Raw genomic sequence first — 22,203 nt, forward strand, 5'->3', positions numbered from 1 at the left:
GGGGCAGAGCCCCCTCCGTCCGGTCGGACCGGCAACAGCCGGTCCGACCCCATTCACCCATGCATCCCCAGACCATTGGCAATCTTCCAGATCCGCCAGTGGTCGTGCGGCATATGGCTCTGCACCAAGCCAAAATGCCGGAACGCGTCATGCACTGCGTTCGAGAACGCAGGCACACCGCCGACATTCGGGCTTTCCCCCACACCCTTTGCCCCAATCGGATGGTGCGGGGACGGGGTCACCGTATGGTCGGTGGTATAGTTCGGCGTCTCCCACGCGGTTGGCAGGAAGAAGTCCATCAGCGTACCGGTCTTCACATTGCCCATATCATCATAGGCAATCTCTTGCCCCATCGCGATAGCCAGTGCCTCGGTCACACCGCCATGGACCTGACCCTCGATGATCATCGGGTTGATCCGGGTGCCGCAGTCATCCAAAGCGTAGAACTGCCGGACCTCCCATTCACCGGTATCCACGTCAATCTCCATGACACAGATATAGGCCCCGAACGGATAAGTCATATTCGGCGGGTCGTAATAGCTGACGGCCTCCAGACCCGGCTCCAGTCCAGGAATGGCCTGATTATAGGCGGCGAATGCGATTTCCTTCATGGTCTTGAACCGCTCAGGCGCGCCTTTGACAGCAAAGCGATCCACGTCCCATTCGACGTCATTGTCATGCACCTCCAGCAGATAGGCCGCGATCATCTGGGCTTTTGCCCGAATTTTGCGGGCCGCCATCGCCGTGGCCGCACCAGCGACCGGAGTAGACCGGGACCCATAAGTCCCAAGCCCGTAAGGTGCGGTATCCGTGTCACCCTCTTCCAGCGTGATGTCATCGGCGGGCAGGCCGATTTCACTGGCGATGATCTGGGCAAAGGTTGTGGCGTGGCCCTGCCCTTGACTGATCGTCCCCAGCCGCGCAATCGCTGATCCGGTCGGATGAATGCGAATCTCGCAGCTGTCGAACATTCCCAGCCCGAGGATATCGCAGTTCTTCACCGGTCCGGCCCCGACGATTTCCGTGAAATGTGTCAGGCCGATGCCCAGCAGCTTGCGCGTTTTCCCAGCCTTGAAATCTGCGATCCGCTGCGCCTGTTCCGCCCGCAGACCCTCATAGTTCACGGCCTTCAGCGCCTTGTCCCAGGCGGTGTGATAATCGCCCGAGTCATATTCCCAGCCCAGCGCCGACTGATACGGGAACTGATCTTTGCGGATGAAGTTGATCCGGCGCAGCTCGGCCGCGTCCATGTTCAGCTTGATGGCCAGAACCTCGATCATGCGTTCGATGAAATAGGCAGCTTCGGTTACGCGGAAGGAACAGCGATAGGCCACACCGCCCGGCGCCTTGTTGGTATAGACACCATCCACCGCCAGATAGGCAGTCGGGATGTCATAAGACCCGGTGCAGATATTCATGAAGCCGGCAGGGAATTTGGTCGGATCGGCACAAGCGTCGAAACCACCATGATCCGCCGTGGTGTGACACCACAATCCGGTGATCTTGCCATCCTTGGTGGCGGCAATCTTCCCCTGCATCCAGTAGTCGCGGGCAAAGGCAGTGGACATCAGGTTTTCCATCCGGTCCTCGACCCACTTCACCGGCTTGCCGGTAACGATCGAGGCCACCACCGAACACACATAGCCTGCGTAAGCCCCCACCTTGTTGCCAAACCCACCACCGATATCGGGGCTGATCACGCGGATATTATGCTCGGCCAGCCCCGAAATCAGAGACACAACTGTCCGGATTGCATGGGGGGCCTGGAACGTCCCGTACAGAGTCAGCTTGCCAGTCACCTTGTCCATCGACGCCACGCAACCGCAGGTCTCAAGCGGGCACGGATGGGTGCGGTGGTAATAGATCATCTCTTCGGCGACCACGTCCGCCTCGGCCAGCACAGCTTCGGTCGCGTCCTTGTCGCCCTGTTCCCACGTAAAGATGTGGTTGTGATGTTTGCGCGGACCATGTGCGCCTTCGGTCTGACCTTCCAGGTCTTCGCGGAGCACCACGTCCGACTTCAACGATTCGAACGGGTCCGTGATGACAGGAAGCTCTTCGTATTCGACCTCGACCAGTTCAACGGCATCTGCCGCGACATAGCGGTCTTCGGCCACGACATAGGCAACTTCCTGGCCCTGAAACAACACCTTGCCATCGGCCAGCACCATCTGCTTGTCACCGGCCAGTGTCGGCATCCAGTGCAATCCCAAAGGCGACAGGTCTTCGGCGGTCAAAACGGCGATCACGCCGGGCAGTGCCAAGGCCGCCTCTTTGTTCACGCTGATGACGCGGGCATGTGCGTAGGGGGAGCGCACAAAATCGCCAAACAGCATCCCGTCCAACTTGATGTCATCAACGTAATTACCCTTGCCTTGAGTGAAACGCACGTCCTCGACGCGCTTTCGGGCGCAGCCCATACCTTTGAGGTTGGCAGCGCGTTCTTCGGGGGTCAGAGTCTGGTCGGTCATTCCGCGGCCTCCTTCTGTGCATTGAGCAAATCAGCCGAGGCCGAGATCGCTTTGACGATATTCTGGTATCCCGTGCAGCGGCACAGGTTTCCGGCCATGCCGAAACGGATTTCCTCCTCGGTCGGGTTCGGATTCTCCTGCAACAGACGATGCGCCCGGGTGATCATGCCCGGCGTGCAGAACCCACATTGCAGCCCGTGATGTTCGCGAAACATTTCCTGCAACACTCCAAGGCTGCCATCATCATTGGTCAGGCCTTCAACGGTTGTGATCTCAGCACCGTTTACCTGCGCTACAAAGGCGGTGCAGGATTTGACCGACTTGCCGTCGATATCCACGGTGCAGGCACCGCAGTGGCTGGTTTCACACCCGATATGTGGGCCGGTGATTTTCAGGTCTTCCCGCAGGAAGTGGATCAGCAGCGTGCGCGGCTCGGCCAGATCTTCAACCTGCTTGCCGTTTACGGTCAGTTTGACATGCATTTTCGACATTGGTTCCCTCTCCCTCAGCCCGCGCGGCTTTGCGCACGGTCGATGGCGCGGCGCAGCACCACGGCTGCCACGTGTTTCTTGAATTCGACGGGGCCGCGGTTGTCAGCGACCGGATCGATTGCGTCTAGCATTGCGGCAACGCACCCTTCGACATCACCCCCGGCCAGCGCGGTGCTGGACTCATCCGACCAGATGGGCGTGTCGGCCAGATTGGTCATCGCAACCGAGGCCTGACCGTTGCCAACCATCACAGCCGCGGCGGCGGTCGCATAATCTCCTATCTTGCGCTTTTGCTTTTGATAGGCCTGCCCCACGCCTGCACCCGGTACAGGGATCGAAATCCGGGTCAGGATTTCTTCGTCTTCGCGGGCGGTGAAATACGCGGCCTCATAAAAATCACGCGCGGCAACTGTCCGGTTCCCGTCCGGGCCGGACAACTCGAACGCGGCGTTCAAGCATTGCATCAGACCCGGCATGTCATTGCCCGGGTCACCATTGGCTACATTGCCACCGACAGTGCCCATGTACCGCACTTGCGGATCCGCAATCTGAAGCGCCGCCTCGCGGATCAACGGAATGGCTTCGGCCAGACCGCTGTGGGTGATCAGCTCGTGCTGCGTGACCATCGCACCCAAAGTAACGGTGTCAGGCCCGACCTCTATCCCCTTGAGTTCTTCAATGGCCTGAAGATCGACCAGATGACCCATCTCGGCCATGCGAAGCTTCATCATCGGGATCAGGCTATGCCCGCCCGCGATCACGCGCGCCTCGTCGCCATATTCCTGTAGAATGCCGATGGCCGAGGCAATGTCGCCTGGCCGGTGATACTCAAAGCCGGCTGGTATCATGTTTTTCCTCCCTGGGTCCGGGCGATATGCCTTGGGGGACCTGAGGTAAGGAAAGAACGGCGGATTTAACTGATCCAGTTAAGGAAAACGGAGCGCGCGGCTTGTTTCACGAAATGCGAAAGAACTGCACGAGTTGCGCCTAGACCCCCAGTGCCTCGCGAATATCTGTCAGGCGGGACCGGCTGACCGGCACCTTGCTCAGCGCGTCAACACCATCGAAATAACAGGTGCCGTTGTCCTTGTGACGTTCAAATCGCGAGACGTGTTTCGGGTTCACCAGATAACTGCGATGCGCCCGCAGGAACCCTTCGGGCAAAAGCCGCGTTTCCGCATCGGTGATCGACCAGGGGCAGAACAGTTTCTCTGCATCCATATAGAGTACCGTGTAATGCCCTTCGGCCCGAATTGCGGCGATCCGCGCGGGATGCGCAAAAAAAGTCTGGCCTTCGCGCTCATACGGAACACCAGCGCGCATTGGGGTGGGTTCCGACACAGGTCCTGAGGCAGGTGCAGTCACGGGCTTTGGCTCTATGAACGTAATACCGGTCAACAGGAAAGCACCACAGATCAGAAAGACGGATACCGTCACCCCCATTGCCAAAACCTGATTATCCAGCGCTGGACCCGCCCCGCCGAGGCTGTCGCTCGCGACGAAATCAGTCAGGCCCGTGGCAACAAAATGCATGGTGAACACCGCCAGCCCGAAACAAACCGTGCCAAGCAGGATGTTCCGTTGTGTCCGGTTGCCATAAGCCACCCAAATTGCAGCCACCGACAAGATTACTGATGCCAGTGCTGACAGAGCAACATCGAAAATGTCATAGACGGGGCGGCAAAGCTGCATACCAGCCATCCCGACAAAGTGCATCGCGACGATGCCCAGCCCGACAATCACACCAGATCCGATCATCGTCTGAACCGAGCGAGGCCGGAAATGCAGCAGCAGCAACGCCAGCCCGACCATCAGGATCGCGACCAGTGCCGACATCAGAGTGATCAGGGCATCATAGTAGAACAGGATTGGCAGTTGCAGCCCCAGCATCGCTACGAAATGCATCGACCAGATGCCGCCGCCCAGAATGACAGCGGCCAATGCCACCACGAACTTGCGCTGCTGGCTATCCAGCCTTGACGCGCCATGCGTCAGGTACAGACCCGTGAACCCGGCCATGAGCGCCACGGCAAGCGAAGCCACCACCAACCAAGTGTTGTGAGAGTAGTCCAGCATTTGGATTTGAACGCCCTCCCCGACGCGAGGATGACGTTAGCAAACCGAATTGATTGCGACAATTCACAGTTAGCAACAGCAGGGCTCAGACCTGTTTCTGAGCCTCTGCATCGTCCGCGACCTCTACGGCATCCACCGTGGCTTCAACCACGTCATCGTCTTCCGCAGGCTCGACTGTTTCGGGTTCTTCGGTCTGGTTCTCAAGTGCGCCGACGATCAGGGGCAACATGTGAACCCCGGTTGCTGTTGCAATCTCGGGTGTCTGTGGTGTCTGCCAGCTGAGCGTATCGAAGCTGTGGCAGTTCTGACAGACAGGTCCCCATTCGGGTTGAATGTCATGACAGTTGTCGCACACCCATTGCGGGCCGCGCGGCGCGTTCAGCGCCTTGGCAAGCCAACCTTGGACAACGGCATCCGTGGCACCCTCGCCGCGCTCAACAGCAGCCATCAATGTATAGGCGCGCGCATCACCCCGTTTTTCGACAACATCACCCAGGGCACGGCGGGCTTCGGGAAAGTCTTCGGCCACAATGTTCAGCTCGGCCAGGATCAAACGAGTTTCCATGTTTTCAGGATGAATGCGGGTCAGTGCCGTGAATCGTCTGACCCGTTGTTCCGGGGTTTCATCCGGCGCGATCTCGGCAAAGGCATGGGCCAGATCCGGATGTGGGCGAACCTCCCACGCTTTTTTCAGGATCTTTGTCGCCGCCCGCGACTTACCCTTGGCGATATACGCGCGGGCCGCCATGGCGGCGGCAGGCACCAGATCGGGCGACAGGCGATTGGCTTCGATCGCGCGCTCCTGTTGCTCGACAGTTGCGCCTTCATCTAGGATTCCCTTGGCTTCGGACAGCGCCAGAACCGCATCACGGCGTTTGAAGACGTCGCGCGGCAGATACCCTGCTTTCAACTTGGAAGTCAGCGTCGACCGGGCACCGGCCCAATCCTGCGCCTTGGTCTGCAAATTCAGCAGAACATCCTGTGTCTCTTCGTGACGCGGTTTGATGGCCAGTGCCTTTTCGGCCAGCTTGCGGGCGGTTTCATCATCTCCCTCGGCCAGCTTCTGTTTCATGATACCGCGCACCCCGACAAATCGGGTCGCACTGTTTGTCACCAGTTTCTTGTAGGTGTCCGAAGCTTTCTTGGTGTCACCCGTCATCTCGGCAGCCTGCGCCACCAGAAGATCCGTCAGTTCCGGCTTGTTCAACAGCTTTTCGGCTTTACTGGCCTTGGTCATGGCAATGCGCCCCTCGCCCGAGGCCAACGCCATCAACCCATCGGCCAGCGCCTGATAGCCGCGCTGTTCCCGGCTGCGGTCGAAATAACGCGACAGGGCGGTTTCGTCGCCGTTGAGGAATTTGAGCGTCGCAACCAAAAGGCTGAGCAGTTTGAAGAACAGCCAGACCGCAAATACCAGAATACCCAGCGCAATCACCGACTGAAGCGGCCCAAGGGTGAATTCCGTGCCCGCGACGGTGATCTGCACCCCACCGCTGGTTTGCATCAGGAAGTGACCGCCCAGCGCCAGCAGGCCGATAATCGCAACAAAAACGAGGATCTTAAACAATGACCACAGCATGGCAGGTCCTTCAGTTCGAGTTCAGGCTGGAAGCCAGCGTATTCACGGCGTCAACGGCGGCGGCTCGTGTCCCGGCCGCCTGCTCCCAATCGGCCATCGCAGCCTGCGCCACTTCGGGAAGTGATTTCAGTTCATTCAAAGCTTTGGTCAGGTCGCCATCTGCCAGCGCAGCCTGCGCGCGCGACAGAACAGCGTCTGGACCATCACCTTCCTGAGGCGTGACGGAACGGGCGCCCGTTTGACGTTGCAGGAAGGCGACCAAACCCGTTCCTTTTTCAGCCTCGCGCGCCTCGGCCAATGCATTTCGCGCCGCAGGCTCGAACGACGCCCGAAGCGCGGTCAGTGTTTCCACGCCTTTTTCCGACGGGCCGGACAGGGCGTCCGGCACACTCACGCCGCCTGCCTTCAATTCAGCAACCAGTTCCGAAAAAGGCTGGCCGGTATCCAGCTGCCCACGCAGGCGCGCCAGAGTGGCAGCATTCGTTGCGGCTTGTGCTTCTGCCGAGGCTTTCGCTTCAAGGGCCTGAGCGTCCGAAACCATTTTTTCGACTTCAGCCCGTTGCGCTGCCAGCGAATCCTGAAGTTTCTTCAGTTCCGCCTCAAACGCGGCGGTTGCCTCGGGCGAGGCAGTGGAGGCAATCGGGGCTTTTTCCAGCGCAGCGATCCGTTCCGTCAATGGCGCGACCTGACCGGACAGCGCATCAACCGAGGATTTTACCGTGCTCAGGTCGCCTTCAACCGGTGTCAGCTTGTCCGACAACGTTTTGACCTGATCTGCCAGTCCAGACACATCAGGGCTGTTTGCAAGCGCCTGTGACAGTTTGGCGATCTGGTCCGACTGCTCTGTCAGCTTTGCTTCCAGCTCTGCCAGCGCTCCCGAGTTGTCCGGGCTGGTTGGCAGCAGCCCTCCGTTGCCCAGCGCGAAACCTGCAACGGCAGCCAGCGCGCCCCCCAACAGGGCCGGAACGAAACCGCCACGTTTTTCAACTACGCGTTCGACGGTCTTTTCAGTGACCGGGGCTTCGGCTTCGGCTTCGGCTTCGGCTTCGGCTTCGGCTTCGGCTTCGGCTTCGGCTTCGGCTTCGGCTTCGGCTTCGGCTTCGGCTTCGGCTTCGGCTTCGGCTTCGGCTTCGGCTTCGGCTTCGGCTTCGGCTTCGGCTTCGGCTTCGGCTTCGGACAGGTCTTCTTCTACAGGTTCAGCCGGGTCAACAGGCGTATCGTCCTGCCGCAGATCAGTTTCGACTGCATCATCCGCTAGGAGGGGTTCCACCGGCTTTTGATCGGATTTCTTCTTACCAGCCACCGCAATATTCCCCTTATCGAATCCAAATTCAGATTAATAACAGCCCAGGTTAAGTTAATCGGGGACCTCGCCACCCTCAACCCGCAACACATGTTTCACAAGCTTTTTAACAGCTTTACGCATTTTCTTCGGTGTCGGATGTTTTGCAATCTTCAGGTGCTCATAGTCCAAAGAATAAAGGGGGTCAGCCGTAGCCTGGCTGATCGCAACCAGCCAAAGGGGGGCTGATCCGGCCCAAATATCGGCAAAATGTCGCGCCGTGCGCGGCGAGAAAAGCGGAGCAATTATCGGCAGATTTCCTTCGGCGGCCTCGGTGGCCTCGGGTGTTAGCGGCAACAACCGCTGCTGATAGACTGGCTGTTCCCGAACGGTCAGACCAGATTCGGTCAGGCTGCCAGCGACATTGCCCCGTGTATGCTCACCCCGCAGGTGCAAAAGGGGGCTTTTGGGCCGATGCTTGAGCAGATGCCCGACCAATTCTTCTGCCGTGGTTCCAACCATCTTGGCCTGCCACCCATGCCCTTTCGCGGTACCGGTTGTTGCGGGTCCCACGCAATAGGCCGGCAGAGTGCGGTCAACACCTTTCGAGACCGCCGCATTTACCGCATTGGCCGAAGTAAAGATCAACCCCTTTACACCTTTGGTATCCACCGCAACTGGCAGAGGCCGGATTTCCATGATCGGCGAATAGAGGACCTGAACCCGGGATCTGACGCGGGTTGGCAGCTGCTCGACAAACCTTTCCGAGGCGGAGCGGGGGCGGGTCATCAACAAAAACAACGTGTGGCGCCTTGACCCTTCAGGATTGTTTGCATCCGCGCAGGGTGATACCCCGCCGTATATACATGATGCAACGGATCAGGGTGATGGTGCAAACACTTACCGTATTGGGTTTGGAAAGCAGCTGTGACGACACAGCCGCAGCTGTCGTGCGCCAGACCGAAGGTGCCAAAGCCGAGATCCTGTCTTCTGTGGTGCACGGTCAAACCGATCTGCACAGCGCCTTTGGCGGTGTCGTACCCGAGATTGCGGCCCGTGCGCATGCCGAAAAGCTGGATGTCTGTGTCATGCAGGCGCTGGAGGCCGCCGGTCTGTCACTTCGCGACATGGACGCTATTGCCGTCACCTCCGGGCCCGGTCTGATCGGAGGGGTCATGTCCGGTGTCATGTGCGCCAAAGGGCTGAGCGTCGCCACGGGCTTGCCGCTGATTGGCGTCAATCATCTTGCCGGTCACGCCTTGACACCCCGCCTGACGGACGGCATCGCCTTCCCTTACCTCATGCTTCTGGTGTCGGGCGGCCATTGCCAATACCTGATCGCCCATAGTCCCGAGCAGTTTGCCCGCCTGGGCGGTACAATCGACGACGCACCTGGGGAAGCCTTTGACAAGACCGCTCGCCTGCTGGGCCTGTCGCAACCCGGCGGCCCGTCTGTCGAGGCTGAGTCCCGTGATGGTAATCCCCAGCGGTTCCGCTTTCCCAGGCCACTGCTCGACCGGCCCGGCTGTGACCTGTCTTTTTCGGGGCTGAAAACAGCGTTGATGCGGATGCGCGACCAGATCGTGGCCGACAAGGGTGGGTTGACCCGTCAGGACCGTGCTGATCTGTGCGCAGGATTCCAGCAGGCCATAGTGGACACATTGGCCGAGAAAACCCGCCGCGCGATTGATCTGTATCTTGATCACAACCCTGCTGATCCCGTTGTCGCGGTCGCAGGTGGGGTGGCAGCGAATTCGGCCATTCGGACAGCGTTAGAGTCTGTTTGCGCCCAGCAAGGCGCTCGGTTTACTGCACCTCCGCTGGCTTTGTGCACGGACAATGCCGCGATGATTGCCTATGCGGGTCTTGAACGCTTTCGCACCGGCGCGCGCGACGGTCTGGACCTGATTGCCCGCCCCCGCTGGCCGCTGGATCAACGCAGCCCGGCCATGCTGGGCAGCGGTAAGAAAGGGGCCAAGGCATGAACATATCTGTCCTGGGATCCGGCGCGTTTGGTACCGCTTTGGCGATCTCGCTATCAGGCAACGGGCCAGTAACGCTGTGGTCCAGAAACGCCGATCAGGCGCGGCAGATGTACGAGACGCGCGAAAACTCCACCCGGCTGCCTGGGGTTTCCTTACCCACGAACATCGCCGTAACCGCAAATATCGCTGAGGCGTCGAAGGCTGACATTCTGCTTTTGGCCGTTCCCATGCAGCAATTGCGAAGCGCCTTGCAGGATCACGCCCCGGTGCTGCGCGGCAAGACACTGGTCGCTTGCTGTAAGGGGATAGAGTTGGATTCTGGCCTCGGGCCCGTTGCGGTCATCAGGGATGTTGTCCCCGACGCCCCGATCGCTTTGCTGACAGGGCCCAGTTTTGCTGATGACATAGCGCGCGGTTTGCCCACTGCGTTAACGCTGGCTTGCGGTCATACGAATCTTGGCAAAGCATTGCAGACCAAACTGGCCACTGCAAACCTGCGCCTCTATCGGACCACTGACACCATAGGTGCTGAACTTGGTGGGGCGCTGAAGAACATCATGGCCATCGGTTGCGGCGCAGCAATCGGCGCGGGGCTGGGGGACAGCGCCCGGGCCGCGTTGATGACTCGCGGTTTTGCGGAAATGCAGCGCTTTGCCACCCTGCGTGGCGCGCGCTCTGACACCCTGATGGGTTTGTCCGGGCTTGGGGATCTGGTGTTGACCTGCTCCTCAGAACTGTCCCGAAACTACCGTTTTGGCCTTAGTTTGGGTCTGAGCCAACCATTTGACCAACATACTACCGTCGAAGGCGTCGCCACCGCGCGCGCCATGTCAGAGATTGCCGTCAAGGAAGGGCTGGACATGCCCATCAGTACAACTGTGGCGGATCTGAGCCATGGTGCCTACAGTGTGACCGAGGCCATCCAAAACCTGCTCAATCGCCCACTCAAGGAGGAATAACATGCTGATCGCACTCATCGCCCGTGACAAAGCCGGGGCACTGCAGACCCGGTTGGACAATCGCGCGGCCCATCTGGCCTATATCGAAGAAACGGGTGTTGTATCGCAGGCAGGGCCGCTGTTGGATGGCGACGCCATGATCGGTTCGCTGGTTGTGCTCGACGTCGAAGATCTGGCTGCTGCGCAAAACTGGGCAGATAATGACCCCTATGCGAAGGCTGGATTGTTCCAGTCGGTTGAACTGATTCCCTGGAAAAAGGTGATCGGCTGATGGCATATTGGCTTTTCAAGTCCGAACCTTCGACCTGGAGCTGGGAACAGCAAATGGCCAAGGGGGACACGGGCGAGGAATGGGACGGTGTGCGCAACTATCAGGCGCGCAATTTCATGCGTCAGATGGCCATTGGGGATTGGGGATTCTTCTACCACTCTCAAAAGGACAAATCGGTTGTGGGTATTGTCGAGGTATGCGCCGAGGCACATCCCGACAGTTCCACCGATGACGAGCGCTGGGAATGCGTGGATATCAAGGCCGTCCGGTCCTTTTCCAAGCCCGTGACACTGGACCAGATCAAGGCCGACGAACGGCTTGCCGACATGGTGCTGGTGAAAAACTCTCGTTTGTCGGTGCAGCCGGTAACTGACGATCAATGGAAGGCGATCTGCGCCTTGGGTGAAACGCAGCCGGATTGACCTGCCGACCCGTATCAAGTGCAAAACTTCTCAAACGTCCGGCAAGGTGTTATGTTTCCAAGGGTTACGCCGGGTGGGGACCTGAAGGTTATGATTGCTCTGGTCGTAACCGCTTGGTGTTGTTCGGATAAATTCGATATGTTTTGAAAGTTTGAACCCCGTGTCTGACAACGAAAACGGCAACGGGACGCTCGATAACACCGTTGCTGCGAAAAGCACGAAAACCTGGGAAGCGCGCCTGAAAGAAGCGCGGGAAAAACGCGCGTCAGTGCTTGCGAAGGCGCAAGAAGAGACGTCGGAAGAACCTGTTTCGACATCTGTCCAGACAGACGAACCACCCCCGCCGGATGATACAGATACAGAGCAGATCGTTTCCGAGCGGGTCCGCTCGCTAAATCTGGACAAACCGCGCGTCAGAAAAAAACGGAAAACTTGGGTCGCGTTAGTACTGTTTGCCCTTTTGTGTGGGGCCGCCTTGCAATGGGTCATTGCAAATCTTTTAGATGAGTGGCCGCCCGCAGATGCAGAAGACCTGGCCGTTCTGAATGCGCTTTCTGAAACCTTTCTGGTCCCCGAAGAACAGCCTGAGGCTGCAACCACCAGCCTGCCGGACGCAATAGACACTCCTACGCCAGAGGGTCTGTTGGTTTCAGGGGCCCCTGAGCCTGAGCCTCTCTCAATCCCCGCCGACGTCAGCGAACCCCTGGACGAGCCTAATAGCGAGTCCGTCGATCCGGTAATTTTGGATCACTCCGATGTAACCCCTTCCGAGGAGACGGAAAGCGCTGTCATGCCGGAAAGCGAGTTTACAACCGGCCCGAATCCTGAAGCGGCAACGGAGAAGCCGGAGATTTCCTTAACACCGCCCAGGATTTTCATTCCGGCCCAATTGGAGCCCACGTTGGCCGTCGCAACTGCTTCAGACATTCAAGCCGCGATTCCAGCCTGGTATGATCCACGATTTCGCAATCTCAATCCGCTGAACAAGGACGGGTTATCGCAAATGTCGCAGATAGCCCATGATCCCGTTCCGCAAGAGATCGACACACCCGCCAATCGACCCTACACCGAGGTGAAACCGCTTCTTTTGGCGCCAGCCATTGGTCTGGAGGTCTCGCTTTTTGTACCGTCGAGAGTTTCGCAAGAGACCAGCAACCGGGCATTGGAACTGCTTGCCCGAGGTCAGGCAACGGTGGTGGCAACAGCTCGGGTGGGATACCGGGTCCGAGAAACCCAGGTCCGGTTTTACCATCCCGATGACGCCGAAAACGCCGCGATGGCCGCCGATGCACTTGGGGGTATCGCACGGGACTTCACAAGCTCGGGCAGCAAGACGCGCCCGGGGCGGATCGAGGTTTATCTGGAAGGCAGCGGCGGAAATGCGGACGATAATTCAACCGTTCAGCCTGACAGCGCAGAAAACCTTATCGCGCGTATCCTAAAAGAGTTCAGATGAATAATGAGGGAAGGTTCTGACGATACAGAACCTTCCCTACCCCCGCGTGCTCCCTACTCACCACACGCGTATGGAAATGTCTGGTTCTGACCGTCCTGGTCACGGTTTGACCTTAGCCCAACCGCGCCCAGCATTTCAAACGCCAAGTCCTTAAAAAACAACTCAAATACAAAACGCCCGCCGGGAAGGCGACAGGCGTTTCAGGAATGCGCGGAAAGATCAGCCGTAAACGGCTTCTTTTCCGAAATGCCTGGTCAGCATGTAATAGACCACGGCGCGGTATTTGTTGCGCTCGGACATGCCATAGGTTTCCATGGCTTTGTTGATCGCTGCCATCAGCTCGGGACCATCGGACAAGCCCAGTTTCTTGATCAGGAAGTTGTTTTTGACGGTTTCCAACTCGGACTCCTGGCTGGCTGCAACAGTTGCCGCATCTGCGTCATAAATCGCCGGGCCGCAACCGATTGTGACCTTGGTCAGCAGGTCCATATCGGGGTTCATCCCACATTTGTTTTTCAGATCTTCAGCGTATTTGGCGATCAGCTCGTCGCGCTTGCCCATGTCCTAATCTCCTTAATCCGTTAATCCGGCACCAATCACCGATAGCCGAGATTAGACGTGTCACAGGTCTGCCAAAAAGGATAAAAAACTGCGTTTCCTCCCCCTTAACGGGGGCTGGAAGGCACAGAATGCAAGACCTATCTGCAGTACCCCCAGCCAGAACCTTGCAGGTGGAAATGATCCGCGTGCAAGCGATTGAAGTCCGGGCCCAGAACCACACGAAACCAGTCGCACGCGCCCCGCCAGATCTGTCGCAGGAACGCGGGTTCGGCGCCAGAGCCGTGCCAGTCCTTTAACAGGGTCAGCACGCGGCCATCGCTCGTCTCTACACCGATGATATCGATCGAGTCCGCACGGGCATGGCTGCTCCATCCGTTGTTTTCACCCTTCAGGGTGCGCATGCGCCTGCAATTGTAACTTCCGACATGGCGCAATCGGGCAATACCGGTTCCAAGCAGTTCGTGCGCGACCGGCTGCACGACATGGTGTTCCCACATCGCCAGCCGCAATGTCGTGGCGCAACTGGTTTCAACGGCTTCGATATGCGAGGTGGCCAGTCGGGTCAGAAGGCCGCGTGCGGCAATGCCACAGTTCTGGTCAATGACCAGATCCTCCATCGCCTCGAAATGAACCCCCGCTTCGGCCAACGTAGCCCGACACTGGGTTTCGTCCGCCACGGCGCGGTTCAGTTGATACCTGGTGACCGGCGTGACCGGCGCGCTGACTTTCAGGTCGCGCAACGGGTTCCAGTGCGATGGCACCGGTGTCTTTGGATGCGCCAACAGCACCCAGCCGCCGCCGCCCAGCACGATCACCACAACCAGAACCCTGAAAACAAAGAACGCCGCCGAGTAAAGAAACCGGCGGCGACCGTTGTTCTGCGTCATCGTCAGACGACAATCAGTAGCGGTAGTGTTCCGGCTTGTATGGACCTTCCGGTTTGACACCGATGTACGCCGCCTGATCCGCATCCATCTTCGTCAGCTTCACGCCGATGCGATCCAGATGCAGGCGGGCCACTTTTTCGTCCAGATGCTTGGGCAGGATGTAGACCTTGTTCTCGTACTGGTCACCTTTGGTGAACAGTTCGATCTGTGCCAGAACCTGGTTGGTGAACGAAGCCGACATCACGAAAGACGGGTGACCTGTGGCATTGCCAAGGTTCAGCAGACGGCCTTCAGACAGCAGGATCAGACGGTTGCCCGAAGGCATCTCGATCATGTCCACCTGCTCCTTGATGTTGGTCCACTTGTGGTTCTTCAGGCTAGCCACCTGAATCTCGTTGTCGAAGTGACCGATATTGCCAACGATGGCCATGTCCTTCATCTCGCGCATATGCTCGATGCGGATCACGTCCTTGTTGCCGGTGGTGGTGATGAAGATATCCGCGCTGGCAACTTCGTCTTCCAGCAAGGTCACTTCGAACCCATCCATCGCAGCCTGCAGCGCGCAAATCGGGTCAACTTCGGTCACCTTCACGCGCGCACCCGCGCCACGCAAGCTGGCGGCCGAGCCCTTGCCCACGTCGCCATAGCCGCAAACCACGGCAACCTTACCGGCCATCATGGTGTCGGTGGCGCGGCGAATACCGTCAACCAGCGATTCCTTACAGCCGTATTTATTGTCGAATTTCGATTTTGTGACCGAGTCATTCACGTTGATCGCCGGGAACGGCAGATGGCCGTCTTTCACCAGCTGATACAGACGGTTCACGCCGGTGGTGGTTTCCTCGGACACGCCCTGAATCTGGTCGCGCATCTTGGTGAACCAACCGGGACTGGCCGCCATGCGCTTGGCGATCTGCTTCTTGATCACCTCTTCCTCTTCCGAACCCGGAACTGGGATGATGTCTTCGCCCGCTTCGGCACGTGCGCCCAGCAGGATGTACAGGGTCGCGTCGCCGCCATCGTCAAGGATCATGTTCGGACCATCTTCAAACAGGAAGGATTTATCCAGATAATCCCAATGCTCTTCCAGCGTCTGACCCTTGATGGCGAAGACGGGAATGCCCGCCTCGGCGATCGCGGCGGCGGCATGGTCCTGAGTCGAGAAGATGTTGCACGACGCCCAGCGCACATCCGCACCCAGCGCAACCAGCGTTTCAATCAGAACGCCGGTCTGGATGGTCATGTGCAGCGACCCAACGATACGCGCACCTGTCAGAGGCTTGCTGTCCCCATATTCCGCACGCAGAGACATCAGTCCCGGCATCTCGGTTTCGGCAATATCCAATTCCTTGCGGCCGAACCCGGCCAGCGAAATGTCTTTAACGATATAGTCCACGGCCATCAGGCGCTCCATTTTCGGTAAATCACAGTCCCGGCTGCCCCTAGCACTCCTTGGGGCAGGTGGCAACTTTGAAGACTGTTACCGGAAGCCTGCTGGCCGCTTTCAGCTTGGCGTGCCTTCGATTTTTATCTTTGGTATCGCTTCAAAAAAATCTGTGCCAACGGCAACAATACAACTGATTCCGTTCGCATTGGTTACCAAAACGGTATAACTGCCCGTTTCCTTCGAGGCCCAGACCTCCATCACAGATTGCGCGTCGCGCGTCTTTTGCAAACCGCCAAAGGCCAATTCTTCGGCGTAGTTTTCCTGCAATCTGGTGACAATATCGTCGCGATCTGCGCAACTTCGGGCAAAAGCTGGTGGGGCGGTCGCGGCCATTCCAAAGGTCAAGGCAATGGCGAATAAACGCTTGAACATGACAAACTCCTATCGTTTCGCGTTTCACGGTCGAGAGGAGCACACCGGGAGAAGCATGTGCCCCCCTCGGTTTTGATGTCGGGATCATGGCGCGCCGTTTCAAAGCACAAATGCTCAAGAAACTGTTGGCAGCAAGTGATCCAGACAGGTACATCATAACACAAAAATATGGCGCAATCGCGTCCGGTCAGGCGAGGCATAGCAAAATGGCAACACAACCCAGGGCATGGCAGCGCATGTTATCGGGGCGTCGGCTGGACCTGCTGGACCCGACCCCGGTGGATATCGAGATAGAAGATATCGCCCATGGGCTTGCTTTTGTGGCGCGCTGGAACGGGCAGACACGCGGCGATTTCGCCTATTCCGTGGCCGAACACTCCCTGTTGGTTGAGGAACTCTTCGGCAGAATTGCCCCCAAGACACCCGTCAAGTGGCGGTTGGCAGCCCTGTTACATGATGCGCCGGAATACGTGATCGGCGACATGATTTCGCCGGTCAAATCCGCTGTGGGCCCCGGTTACGGCGCCTTGGATGACCGTCTGGCGGCAGCAATTCACATCCGCTTCGGCCTGCCAGCCGCGGTGCCGAAAACGGTGAAGCGGCAGATCAAGAAAGCCGACAAGATCAGCGCCTGGATGGAGGCCACCCAGATCGCGGGCTTTTCCGAGGCTGAGGCGACGAAATTCTTTGGTCGCCCGGATAAAGCGGTGATGGAGGGATTGGAGATTACGTTGAGACCACCGGTCGAAGTAAGGAAAGCCTACACAGATCGGCACACAGTGCTTCTCGCGCTACTTTAGCGACTTGCAACCTGAACAGCTAAAGGAAATGGTGAAATGAGCGCGAAACGGCCGATTGGGAACCGGATCTTGCTTGCAACAAATTTGGTGCTGATCCTGGCGCTAGCAGCCGTGTTGATCAGAACTGGGTATCTGGCGAAGACAGTACGCAAGCTTACCGGAGCGCATACTCCCGTCACAGAAACTAAACACTATCAGACAATGGTGTGGCTGCACAAACGACCGATTTCCCAAGCTCTAGCGTCACCGAATATTCAAATCGCATTTATTGGTGATTCCATCATCGAGGGATGGCTAACCAGCAACATCGTTTCAAACGCATTGAATCTGGGAATCAGTCGGGACACAACCCAAGGCTTAATAGCAAGGGTACACCCGGAGCTCATCACTCATGTTCCGGTCTGGTACTTGGGTGTTGGGGTTAATGACGCCCTGAACGACGCACCTCTGGAGGAGGTTCCGAAATATGTTAAGCAGTTAGCGGATGTGTTCACCTCCGTAGACAGATTGATCTGGCGTGCCGTTCTGCCTGTCGCCAGCGAAACTTGGACTATCGAAAACGAAACGTTTCGAACCGCCTACAACATTGCAGCACAACAAACTTGCTTGGAAATGGGAAACTGCACGTTTCTCAACTCCCCTCCCGGGTATAGTAATAACATCGACAAGTGGACATCGGACGGCCTACACCCCAATCCAATCGGTTATCGTCACCTGACACAGCAGCTTTGCGCTGAAATAAAGTGCTCCCTTCAGTGACGCTGAGTGGGGTTTTTGCGGTGATTAGGTTATAGTCTCAACGCGGACTACGCTTCGCCAGTATCCGCTGCAAGGTCCGGCGGTGCATGTTCAGCCGCCGCGCCGTTTCGCTGACATTGCGGTCACACAGCTCATAAACCCGCTGGATGTGCTCCCAACGCACGCGGTCCGCGCTCATCGGGTTTTCCGGCGGCGGGGGCAATTCGTCACCCTTGGCCAGCAGCGCATTGGTGATGTCGGTGGCGTCGGCGGGTTTCGACAGATAATCGGTTGCGCCGATTTTTACCGCGGCGACTGCGGTCGCAATCGCCCCGTACCCGGTCAGAACCACAACCCGGCTGTCGGGGCGCTTTTCGCGCAGAACCTCAACCACATCCAGACCATTGCCATCCTCCAGTCGCAGGTCAACAACTGCGTAAGCCGGTGGGCGGGCGGTGGAAATTGCACGACCTGCGGCGACGGATCCTGCGGTTTCAACCTCGAACCCACGCTTTTCCATGGCCTTGGCCAAACGTCTCAGGAACGGCTCGTCATCATCCACCAAAAGCAGGGATTTGTCAGGGCCGATATCAAGCTGAGAACTGTCTGCCATATGTTAGGTCTTTCCGCTATTTCATGCCTTTGGCTTAAACATGAGTAATAGCAGCGCAGAAACAAAGGTCAAACAACCTTGTTAATGCGCAGCCTGGTCCAGAAAGCACCCGACCTTGTCAGCCATCTGTTCGGCCGTGTCATCGCGCTTGAAGAATTCAAGGAAACCATGTTCGGGCGTCACCAGATAGGTGAAGGTGGAATGGTCAACAAGATAGAATTCGTCGCTTTTATCCTGTGCCTTGTAAAAGGTCTTGTAAGCCTTGCTCGCCGCCCTGACTTGTTCGGGTGAACCGGTCAAGGCAATCGTTTTGCCGCCCAGATTAAAGGCATAATCATCCACAACCTCGGGCGTGTCCCGTTCGGGATCGATCGAGATGAACAGCGCCGTTGCCGACTGCCCGCGCTGGTTCAGGATATCCACGGCCTCAACATTGCGGGACATGTCAAACGGGCAGACATCGGGGCAGAATGTATAGCCGAAATAGACAAGTGTGGGTTCGGTGATAACATCTTTGTCGGTCACCGTCTCACCTTTGCCATTCACCAGTTCAAACGGCCCGCCGATAGCAGCGGTCCCCCCGGCGATCTGCCCGGACCGGCACTGTGCAAACTGGTCACCAGAACCGCCCCCACGTGTCAAAAGCCACATCGCACCTAGGCCAATAGCCAGAACGAGAGTTGCAAGAATTGCGTATAGGCGGGTCATTTCGGTTTTCCGGTCGCAAGGAGTTGTTGATCGTTTCGGCCGGGACACCTAACAAGATGACCAGCCTTTGCAACAGGACATAAGCGACCAATGGCAGATTCCAATCAGACTTTTTGGCGCGGCCAGGAACGCAGCAGTTGGATCCGCCTGCGCACCCTTATCCTGTTGCGATGGGTTGCCATCTTTGGTCAGATCACCGCCATCACCGTGGCCCAGCAATACTATCATGTGCAGCTGGAACTGGGCCTGTGCTATCTGGCCATCGGGATCTCGGTCATGGGTAACCTGACCGCCATTCTGTTGTTTCCACAGAATAAGCGGATGTCCGAGTTCGAAAACTTCCTGATGGTTCTGTTCGATCTTCTGCAACTGTCGATCTTGCTGTATCTGACAGGCGGGCTGAACAACCCCTTTGCCCTTCTGCTTCTGGGGCCGGTCACGATTTCCGCCAATGTGATGAGCACACGGTCGACCTTGATTGTCGGGGCTGTTGCAATTGTTCTGACCACTCTGCTGGCGGAATTCCACCTGCCGCTGCGGACCAACATCGGGGTGGTTTTGGACATTCCGGAAATCCTGCTGTTTGGCAACTGGGCGGCTATTATTATCGCCATCGTCTTTATCGGTGCCTATTCTCACCGCGTCAGTTCCGAGGTTCAGTCCATGTCCGAAGCGCTGGCTGCCACCCATATGGCGCTGGCGCGCGAGCAAAAACTGACCGATCTGGGCGGCGTGGTCGCCGCCGCCGCGCACGAGCTGGGCACCCCTCTGGCAACAATCAAACTGACGAGTGCGGAACTGATCGAAGAGCTGGACGACCGCCCCGACCTCAAGGAAGACGCGGCCTTGATCCGCGAACAGGCCGATCGGTGCCGCGACATTTTGCGCGATATGGGTCGTGCCGGAAAAGATGACCTGCATTTGCGGCAGGCTCCACTTTCAACAGTGGTGAACGAAGCCGCCGAACCGCATGTTGACCGGGGCAAGGTCGTTCATTTTTCGGAAGGCCCGGCGCAGGACGGAGATGTGCTGCAACCCTCGATTCTGCGAAAGCCCGAGATCATTCACGGACTCCGCAACCTGATCCAGAATGCCGTAGATTTCGCCCGCGCCAATGTCTGGGTCGAAGCCGAATGGACGGACAGCAAAATCACCGTCAGCATCATGGATGACGGGCGCGGCTACCCGTCGCACATGATTGGCCGCATCGGTGATCCCTTCATGCGCCGCAGACGGGCCGAAGCCGACCTGCGAACCCGTCCGGAATACGAAGGCATGGGACTGGGGCTGTTCATCGCAAAAACGTTGCTGGAACGCAGCGGCGCCGAGCTGAAATTCGCTAATGGAACGGATCCGTATCAGCGTCTGACCGATCAAAAAGACAGGACAGGTGCAATCGTCAAGGTCTCGTGGCCGCGCAACCTGATTGACGCGCAAAAAGGTGACACTCCGGTTCCATCCGGTTCCAACAAACGCATTCAAGTATGAGTTAAGGAGCCGTTAACCTATCCTGCCCATAGTCAGCCGGGGTTTGGTTCTACCTTGGGGAAATTAATGGCCGATTGGATCATTCTGGCCGCGATCAGCCTGGTATCGGGATGCTTTGCCGTACAGTGGTTATTGCCACGCCAGACGCGACGCGACGATGTCTTTGGCTTGTTTTCAACAACATCCCTGTTTGATGCGGTATTCCTGTTTGATGGTGATCACCTGATCAGCCACTCCGATATCGCGCTTGCCGGGTTCGAGCATGTTGGAAGCTGGCAGGATTTGCGCCGCCTGCTGAAAAGAGATTTCCCCACCTTCCCCGAAACACCCGAAAAAGTTCGCGACCAAAACGTACTGGTAATCTCGGCCATTGATTGCACAGTCGAACGCGAAGTGGTGTGTGAATGGATCGACGGGATTGTCCGCGTGCGTCTGCACGAACCGGCCCGAATCTCTCCGACCAGGTCAAGCGCGCTGAGTGAACCGAGCCGTCTGGCCATGGAACAGGCCCCCTATCCGGTATGGTTGCTGGATCACAACAGCCAGGTCCAGTGGTGCAATGCAGCTTATGTCACGCTTGTTCGCCGGGCACGTGGTCAGGATGCCGATCTGACTGCCCCTCTGTTTCCGGGCACCTCTGATGCGCCGTCGCTTGGAAAATCAAGGGTTTCGGTAGATGTGACTGGGTCCAACAGCAAGTTGTGGTTCGATCTGACGCAGATCGAACAGGAAGACGGGCGGTTATGTTACGCCACAGACATCAACGCCATTGTCGAAGCGGAAACCGCGCAACGCAAGTTCGTGCAGACCATGACCAAGACGTTTGCTCAACTTTCGATCGGCCTGGCCATTTTCGATCGCAACCGGCAACTGGCGCTGTTCAACCCGGCCCTGATTGATCTGACCACGTTGCCGCCGGATTTCCTCAGTTGCCGCCCGAATATCAGCAGTTTCTTCGACCGGCTAAGGGATCAGCACATGATGCCAGAGCCCAAGAACTACCGTACATGGCGGCGTCAGATGAACGACCTGCTCGAAGCGGCCGAGGGCGGCAATTACCACGAAACATGGTCGCTTCCCTCTGGCTCGGTTTATTCTGTAAGCGGCAGGCCGCACCCCGACGGGGCTGTTGCGTTTCTGTTCGAAGATATTACGGCAGAAATCACGTTGACGCGCCGCTTCCGGTCCGAGATGGATCTGATGCAATCCATATTGGACAAGCTGGCCGATGCAATCGCTGTATTTGCCGATGATGGCACCCTGGCCCTTACCAACTACGCCTACGAAAAACTTTGGGGCGACGCACAGGAAATCGGCTTTCAGAACGACACGGTCACCGATGTCACGCGGCGGTGGCAGGAGCATTGTGTTGCTACGCCGATTCTGGGAGAGATCCGGGATTTCGTCGAAATGCGGGATAACCGGGCGGAGTGGACGGCTGAAATCCGGATGCGGTCGGGCATCACTTTGGACTGCACGGTTTCACCGGTTCATAACGGTGCGACGATCGTGCGGTTTGCACCCGTGGATCTTCTGACAAAAACCGCCCCGTTGGAACAGATCAGCGCCTGAACCGGGGTTGCAGCCGATTGGGCAG

General features: G+C 57.8%; 22 protein-coding genes. 9 read left to right on the forward strand and 13 right to left on the reverse strand.

The window, feature by feature from the left end; translation table 11 throughout:
* Nucleotides 1–53: 53 nt before the first annotated feature.
* The 7 genes from ACR3E2_RS12590 to ACR3E2_RS12620 form a co-directional block, all read right to left on the reverse strand.
* A complete protein-coding gene (locus ACR3E2_RS12590) occupies nt 54–2,471 on the reverse strand; it encodes an aerobic carbon-monoxide dehydrogenase large subunit (RefSeq protein ID WP_480482633.1) in 2,418 nt (805 codons plus the stop codon).
* Complete coding sequence (locus ACR3E2_RS12595) at nt 2,468–2,962, reverse strand: (2Fe-2S)-binding protein (RefSeq protein ID WP_480482631.1); 495 nt, start codon at nt 2,960–2,962, stop codon at nt 2,468–2,470. The genes ACR3E2_RS12590 and ACR3E2_RS12595 overlap by 4 nt, the downstream gene beginning before the upstream one ends.
* 14 nt (nt 2,963–2,976) lie before the next feature.
* Nucleotides 2,977–3,810, reverse strand: coding sequence for an FAD binding domain-containing protein (locus ACR3E2_RS12600; RefSeq protein WP_480482629.1), 834 nt, complete (start codon nt 3,808–3,810; stop codon nt 2,977–2,979).
* 139 nt (nt 3,811–3,949) lie between these two features.
* A complete protein-coding gene (locus tag ACR3E2_RS12605; RefSeq protein ID WP_480482627.1) occupies nt 3,950–5,038 on the reverse strand; it encodes an MHYT domain-containing protein in 1,089 nt (362 codons plus the stop codon).
* Nucleotides 5,039–5,123: 85 nt separating this feature from the next.
* Nucleotides 5,124–6,617, reverse strand: a complete 1,494-nt coding sequence (locus ACR3E2_RS12610; RefSeq protein ID WP_480482625.1) for a heme biosynthesis HemY N-terminal domain-containing protein — start codon at nt 6,615–6,617, stop codon at nt 5,124–5,126.
* A gap of 10 nt (nt 6,618–6,627) precedes the next feature.
* A complete protein-coding gene (locus ACR3E2_RS12615; RefSeq protein ID WP_480492780.1) occupies nt 6,628–7,920 on the reverse strand; it encodes a COG4223 family protein in 1,293 nt (430 codons plus the stop codon).
* 54 nt (nt 7,921–7,974) lie between these two features.
* The gene (locus ACR3E2_RS12620) at nt 7,975–8,688 is read right to left on the reverse strand and encodes a uroporphyrinogen-III synthase (RefSeq protein ID WP_480482621.1); all 714 of its coding nucleotides are present in this window, start codon (nt 8,686–8,688) and stop codon (nt 7,975–7,977) included.
* Nucleotides 8,689–8,786: 98 nt separating this feature from the next.
* On the opposite strand from ACR3E2_RS12620, the gene tsaD reads away from it, so the two are divergent.
* From tsaD to ACR3E2_RS12645, 5 genes are all read left to right on the forward strand, one after another.
* Nucleotides 8,787–9,884, forward strand: a complete 1,098-nt coding sequence (gene tsaD, locus ACR3E2_RS12625) for a tRNA (adenosine(37)-N6)-threonylcarbamoyltransferase complex transferase subunit TsaD (protein WP_480482619.1) — start codon at nt 8,787–8,789, stop codon at nt 9,882–9,884.
* The gene (locus tag ACR3E2_RS12630) at nt 9,881–10,843 is read left to right on the forward strand and encodes an NAD(P)H-dependent glycerol-3-phosphate dehydrogenase (RefSeq protein ID WP_480482617.1); all 963 of its coding nucleotides are present in this window, start codon (nt 9,881–9,883) and stop codon (nt 10,841–10,843) included. The genes tsaD and ACR3E2_RS12630 overlap by 4 nt, the downstream gene beginning before the upstream one ends.
* 1 nt (nt 10,844) lies before the next feature.
* Complete coding sequence (locus tag ACR3E2_RS12635; protein WP_480482615.1) at nt 10,845–11,114, forward strand: YciI family protein; 270 nt, start codon at nt 10,845–10,847, stop codon at nt 11,112–11,114.
* The gene (locus tag ACR3E2_RS12640; RefSeq protein ID WP_480482613.1) at nt 11,114–11,536 is read left to right on the forward strand and encodes an EVE domain-containing protein; all 423 of its coding nucleotides are present in this window, start codon (nt 11,114–11,116) and stop codon (nt 11,534–11,536) included. Before ACR3E2_RS12635 ends, ACR3E2_RS12640 begins: the two co-directional genes overlap by 1 nt.
* Before the next feature lie 160 nt (nt 11,537–11,696).
* Nucleotides 11,697–12,992: a hypothetical protein gene (locus tag ACR3E2_RS12645; protein ID WP_480482611.1), complete on the forward strand. Its 1,296-nt coding sequence runs from the start codon at nt 11,697–11,699 to the stop codon at nt 12,990–12,992.
* A gap of 219 nt (nt 12,993–13,211) precedes the next feature.
* On the opposite strand, the gene ACR3E2_RS12650 is transcribed toward ACR3E2_RS12645, so the two are convergent.
* The 4 genes from ACR3E2_RS12650 to ACR3E2_RS12665 form a co-directional block, all read right to left on the reverse strand.
* Nucleotides 13,212–13,553, reverse strand: coding sequence for a DUF2853 family protein (locus tag ACR3E2_RS12650; protein ID WP_480482609.1), 342 nt, complete (start codon nt 13,551–13,553; stop codon nt 13,212–13,214).
* Between the two features lie 137 nt (nt 13,554–13,690).
* Nucleotides 13,691–14,440 (reverse strand): extensin-like domain-containing protein, encoded by a 750-nt coding sequence (locus ACR3E2_RS12655; protein WP_480482607.1) that lies wholly within the window; start codon nt 14,438–14,440, stop codon nt 13,691–13,693.
* Nucleotides 14,441–14,453: 13 nt separating this feature from the next.
* Entirely contained in the window at nt 14,454–15,842 is a 1,389-nt protein-coding gene (gene ahcY / locus ACR3E2_RS12660) for an adenosylhomocysteinase (RefSeq protein WP_267366313.1), read from the reverse strand.
* Between the two features lie 102 nt (nt 15,843–15,944).
* Nucleotides 15,945–16,259 carry a hypothetical protein gene (locus ACR3E2_RS12665; RefSeq protein ID WP_480482605.1) on the reverse strand — a complete coding sequence of 105 codons (315 nt, stop codon included), beginning with the start codon at nt 16,257–16,259 and terminating at the stop codon, nt 15,945–15,947.
* 206 nt (nt 16,260–16,465) lie between these two features.
* Here ACR3E2_RS12665 and ACR3E2_RS12670 point away from each other — a divergent pair, with 206 nt between their 5' ends.
* Nucleotides 16,466–17,059 carry an HD domain-containing protein gene (locus tag ACR3E2_RS12670; RefSeq protein ID WP_480482603.1) on the forward strand — a complete coding sequence of 198 codons (594 nt, stop codon included), beginning with the start codon at nt 16,466–16,468 and terminating at the stop codon, nt 17,057–17,059.
* Between the two features lie 36 nt (nt 17,060–17,095).
* Nucleotides 17,096–17,818 carry an SGNH/GDSL hydrolase family protein gene (locus tag ACR3E2_RS12675; protein WP_480482602.1) on the forward strand — a complete coding sequence of 241 codons (723 nt, stop codon included), beginning with the start codon at nt 17,096–17,098 and terminating at the stop codon, nt 17,816–17,818.
* Nucleotides 17,819–17,855: 37 nt separating this feature from the next.
* Here ACR3E2_RS12675 and ACR3E2_RS12680 read toward each other — a convergent pair whose 3' ends face one another.
* Together ACR3E2_RS12680 and ACR3E2_RS12685 are read right to left on the reverse strand one after the other, a co-directional pair.
* The gene (locus ACR3E2_RS12680) at nt 17,856–18,410 is read right to left on the reverse strand and encodes an ActR/PrrA/RegA family redox response regulator transcription factor (RefSeq protein ID WP_050604676.1); all 555 of its coding nucleotides are present in this window, start codon (nt 18,408–18,410) and stop codon (nt 17,856–17,858) included.
* 81 nt (nt 18,411–18,491) lie between these two features.
* On the reverse strand, nt 18,492–19,118 hold the full coding sequence (locus ACR3E2_RS12685; RefSeq protein WP_480474441.1) for an SCO family protein: 627 nt from the start codon (nt 19,116–19,118) through the stop codon (nt 18,492–18,494).
* Between the two features lie 90 nt (nt 19,119–19,208).
* Here ACR3E2_RS12685 and regB point away from each other — a divergent pair, with 90 nt between their 5' ends.
* Complete coding sequence (gene regB, locus ACR3E2_RS12690) at nt 19,209–20,606, forward strand: sensor histidine kinase RegB (RefSeq protein WP_480474439.1); 1,398 nt, start codon at nt 19,209–19,211, stop codon at nt 20,604–20,606.
* 66 nt (nt 20,607–20,672) lie between these two features.
* Nucleotides 20,673–22,178, forward strand: a complete 1,506-nt coding sequence (locus ACR3E2_RS12695; RefSeq protein WP_480482600.1) for a PAS-domain containing protein — start codon at nt 20,673–20,675, stop codon at nt 22,176–22,178.
* The last annotated feature ends 25 nt before the right edge of the window (nt 22,179–22,203 follow it).

This window comes from Ruegeria sp. AL7 (assembly GCF_056536105.1).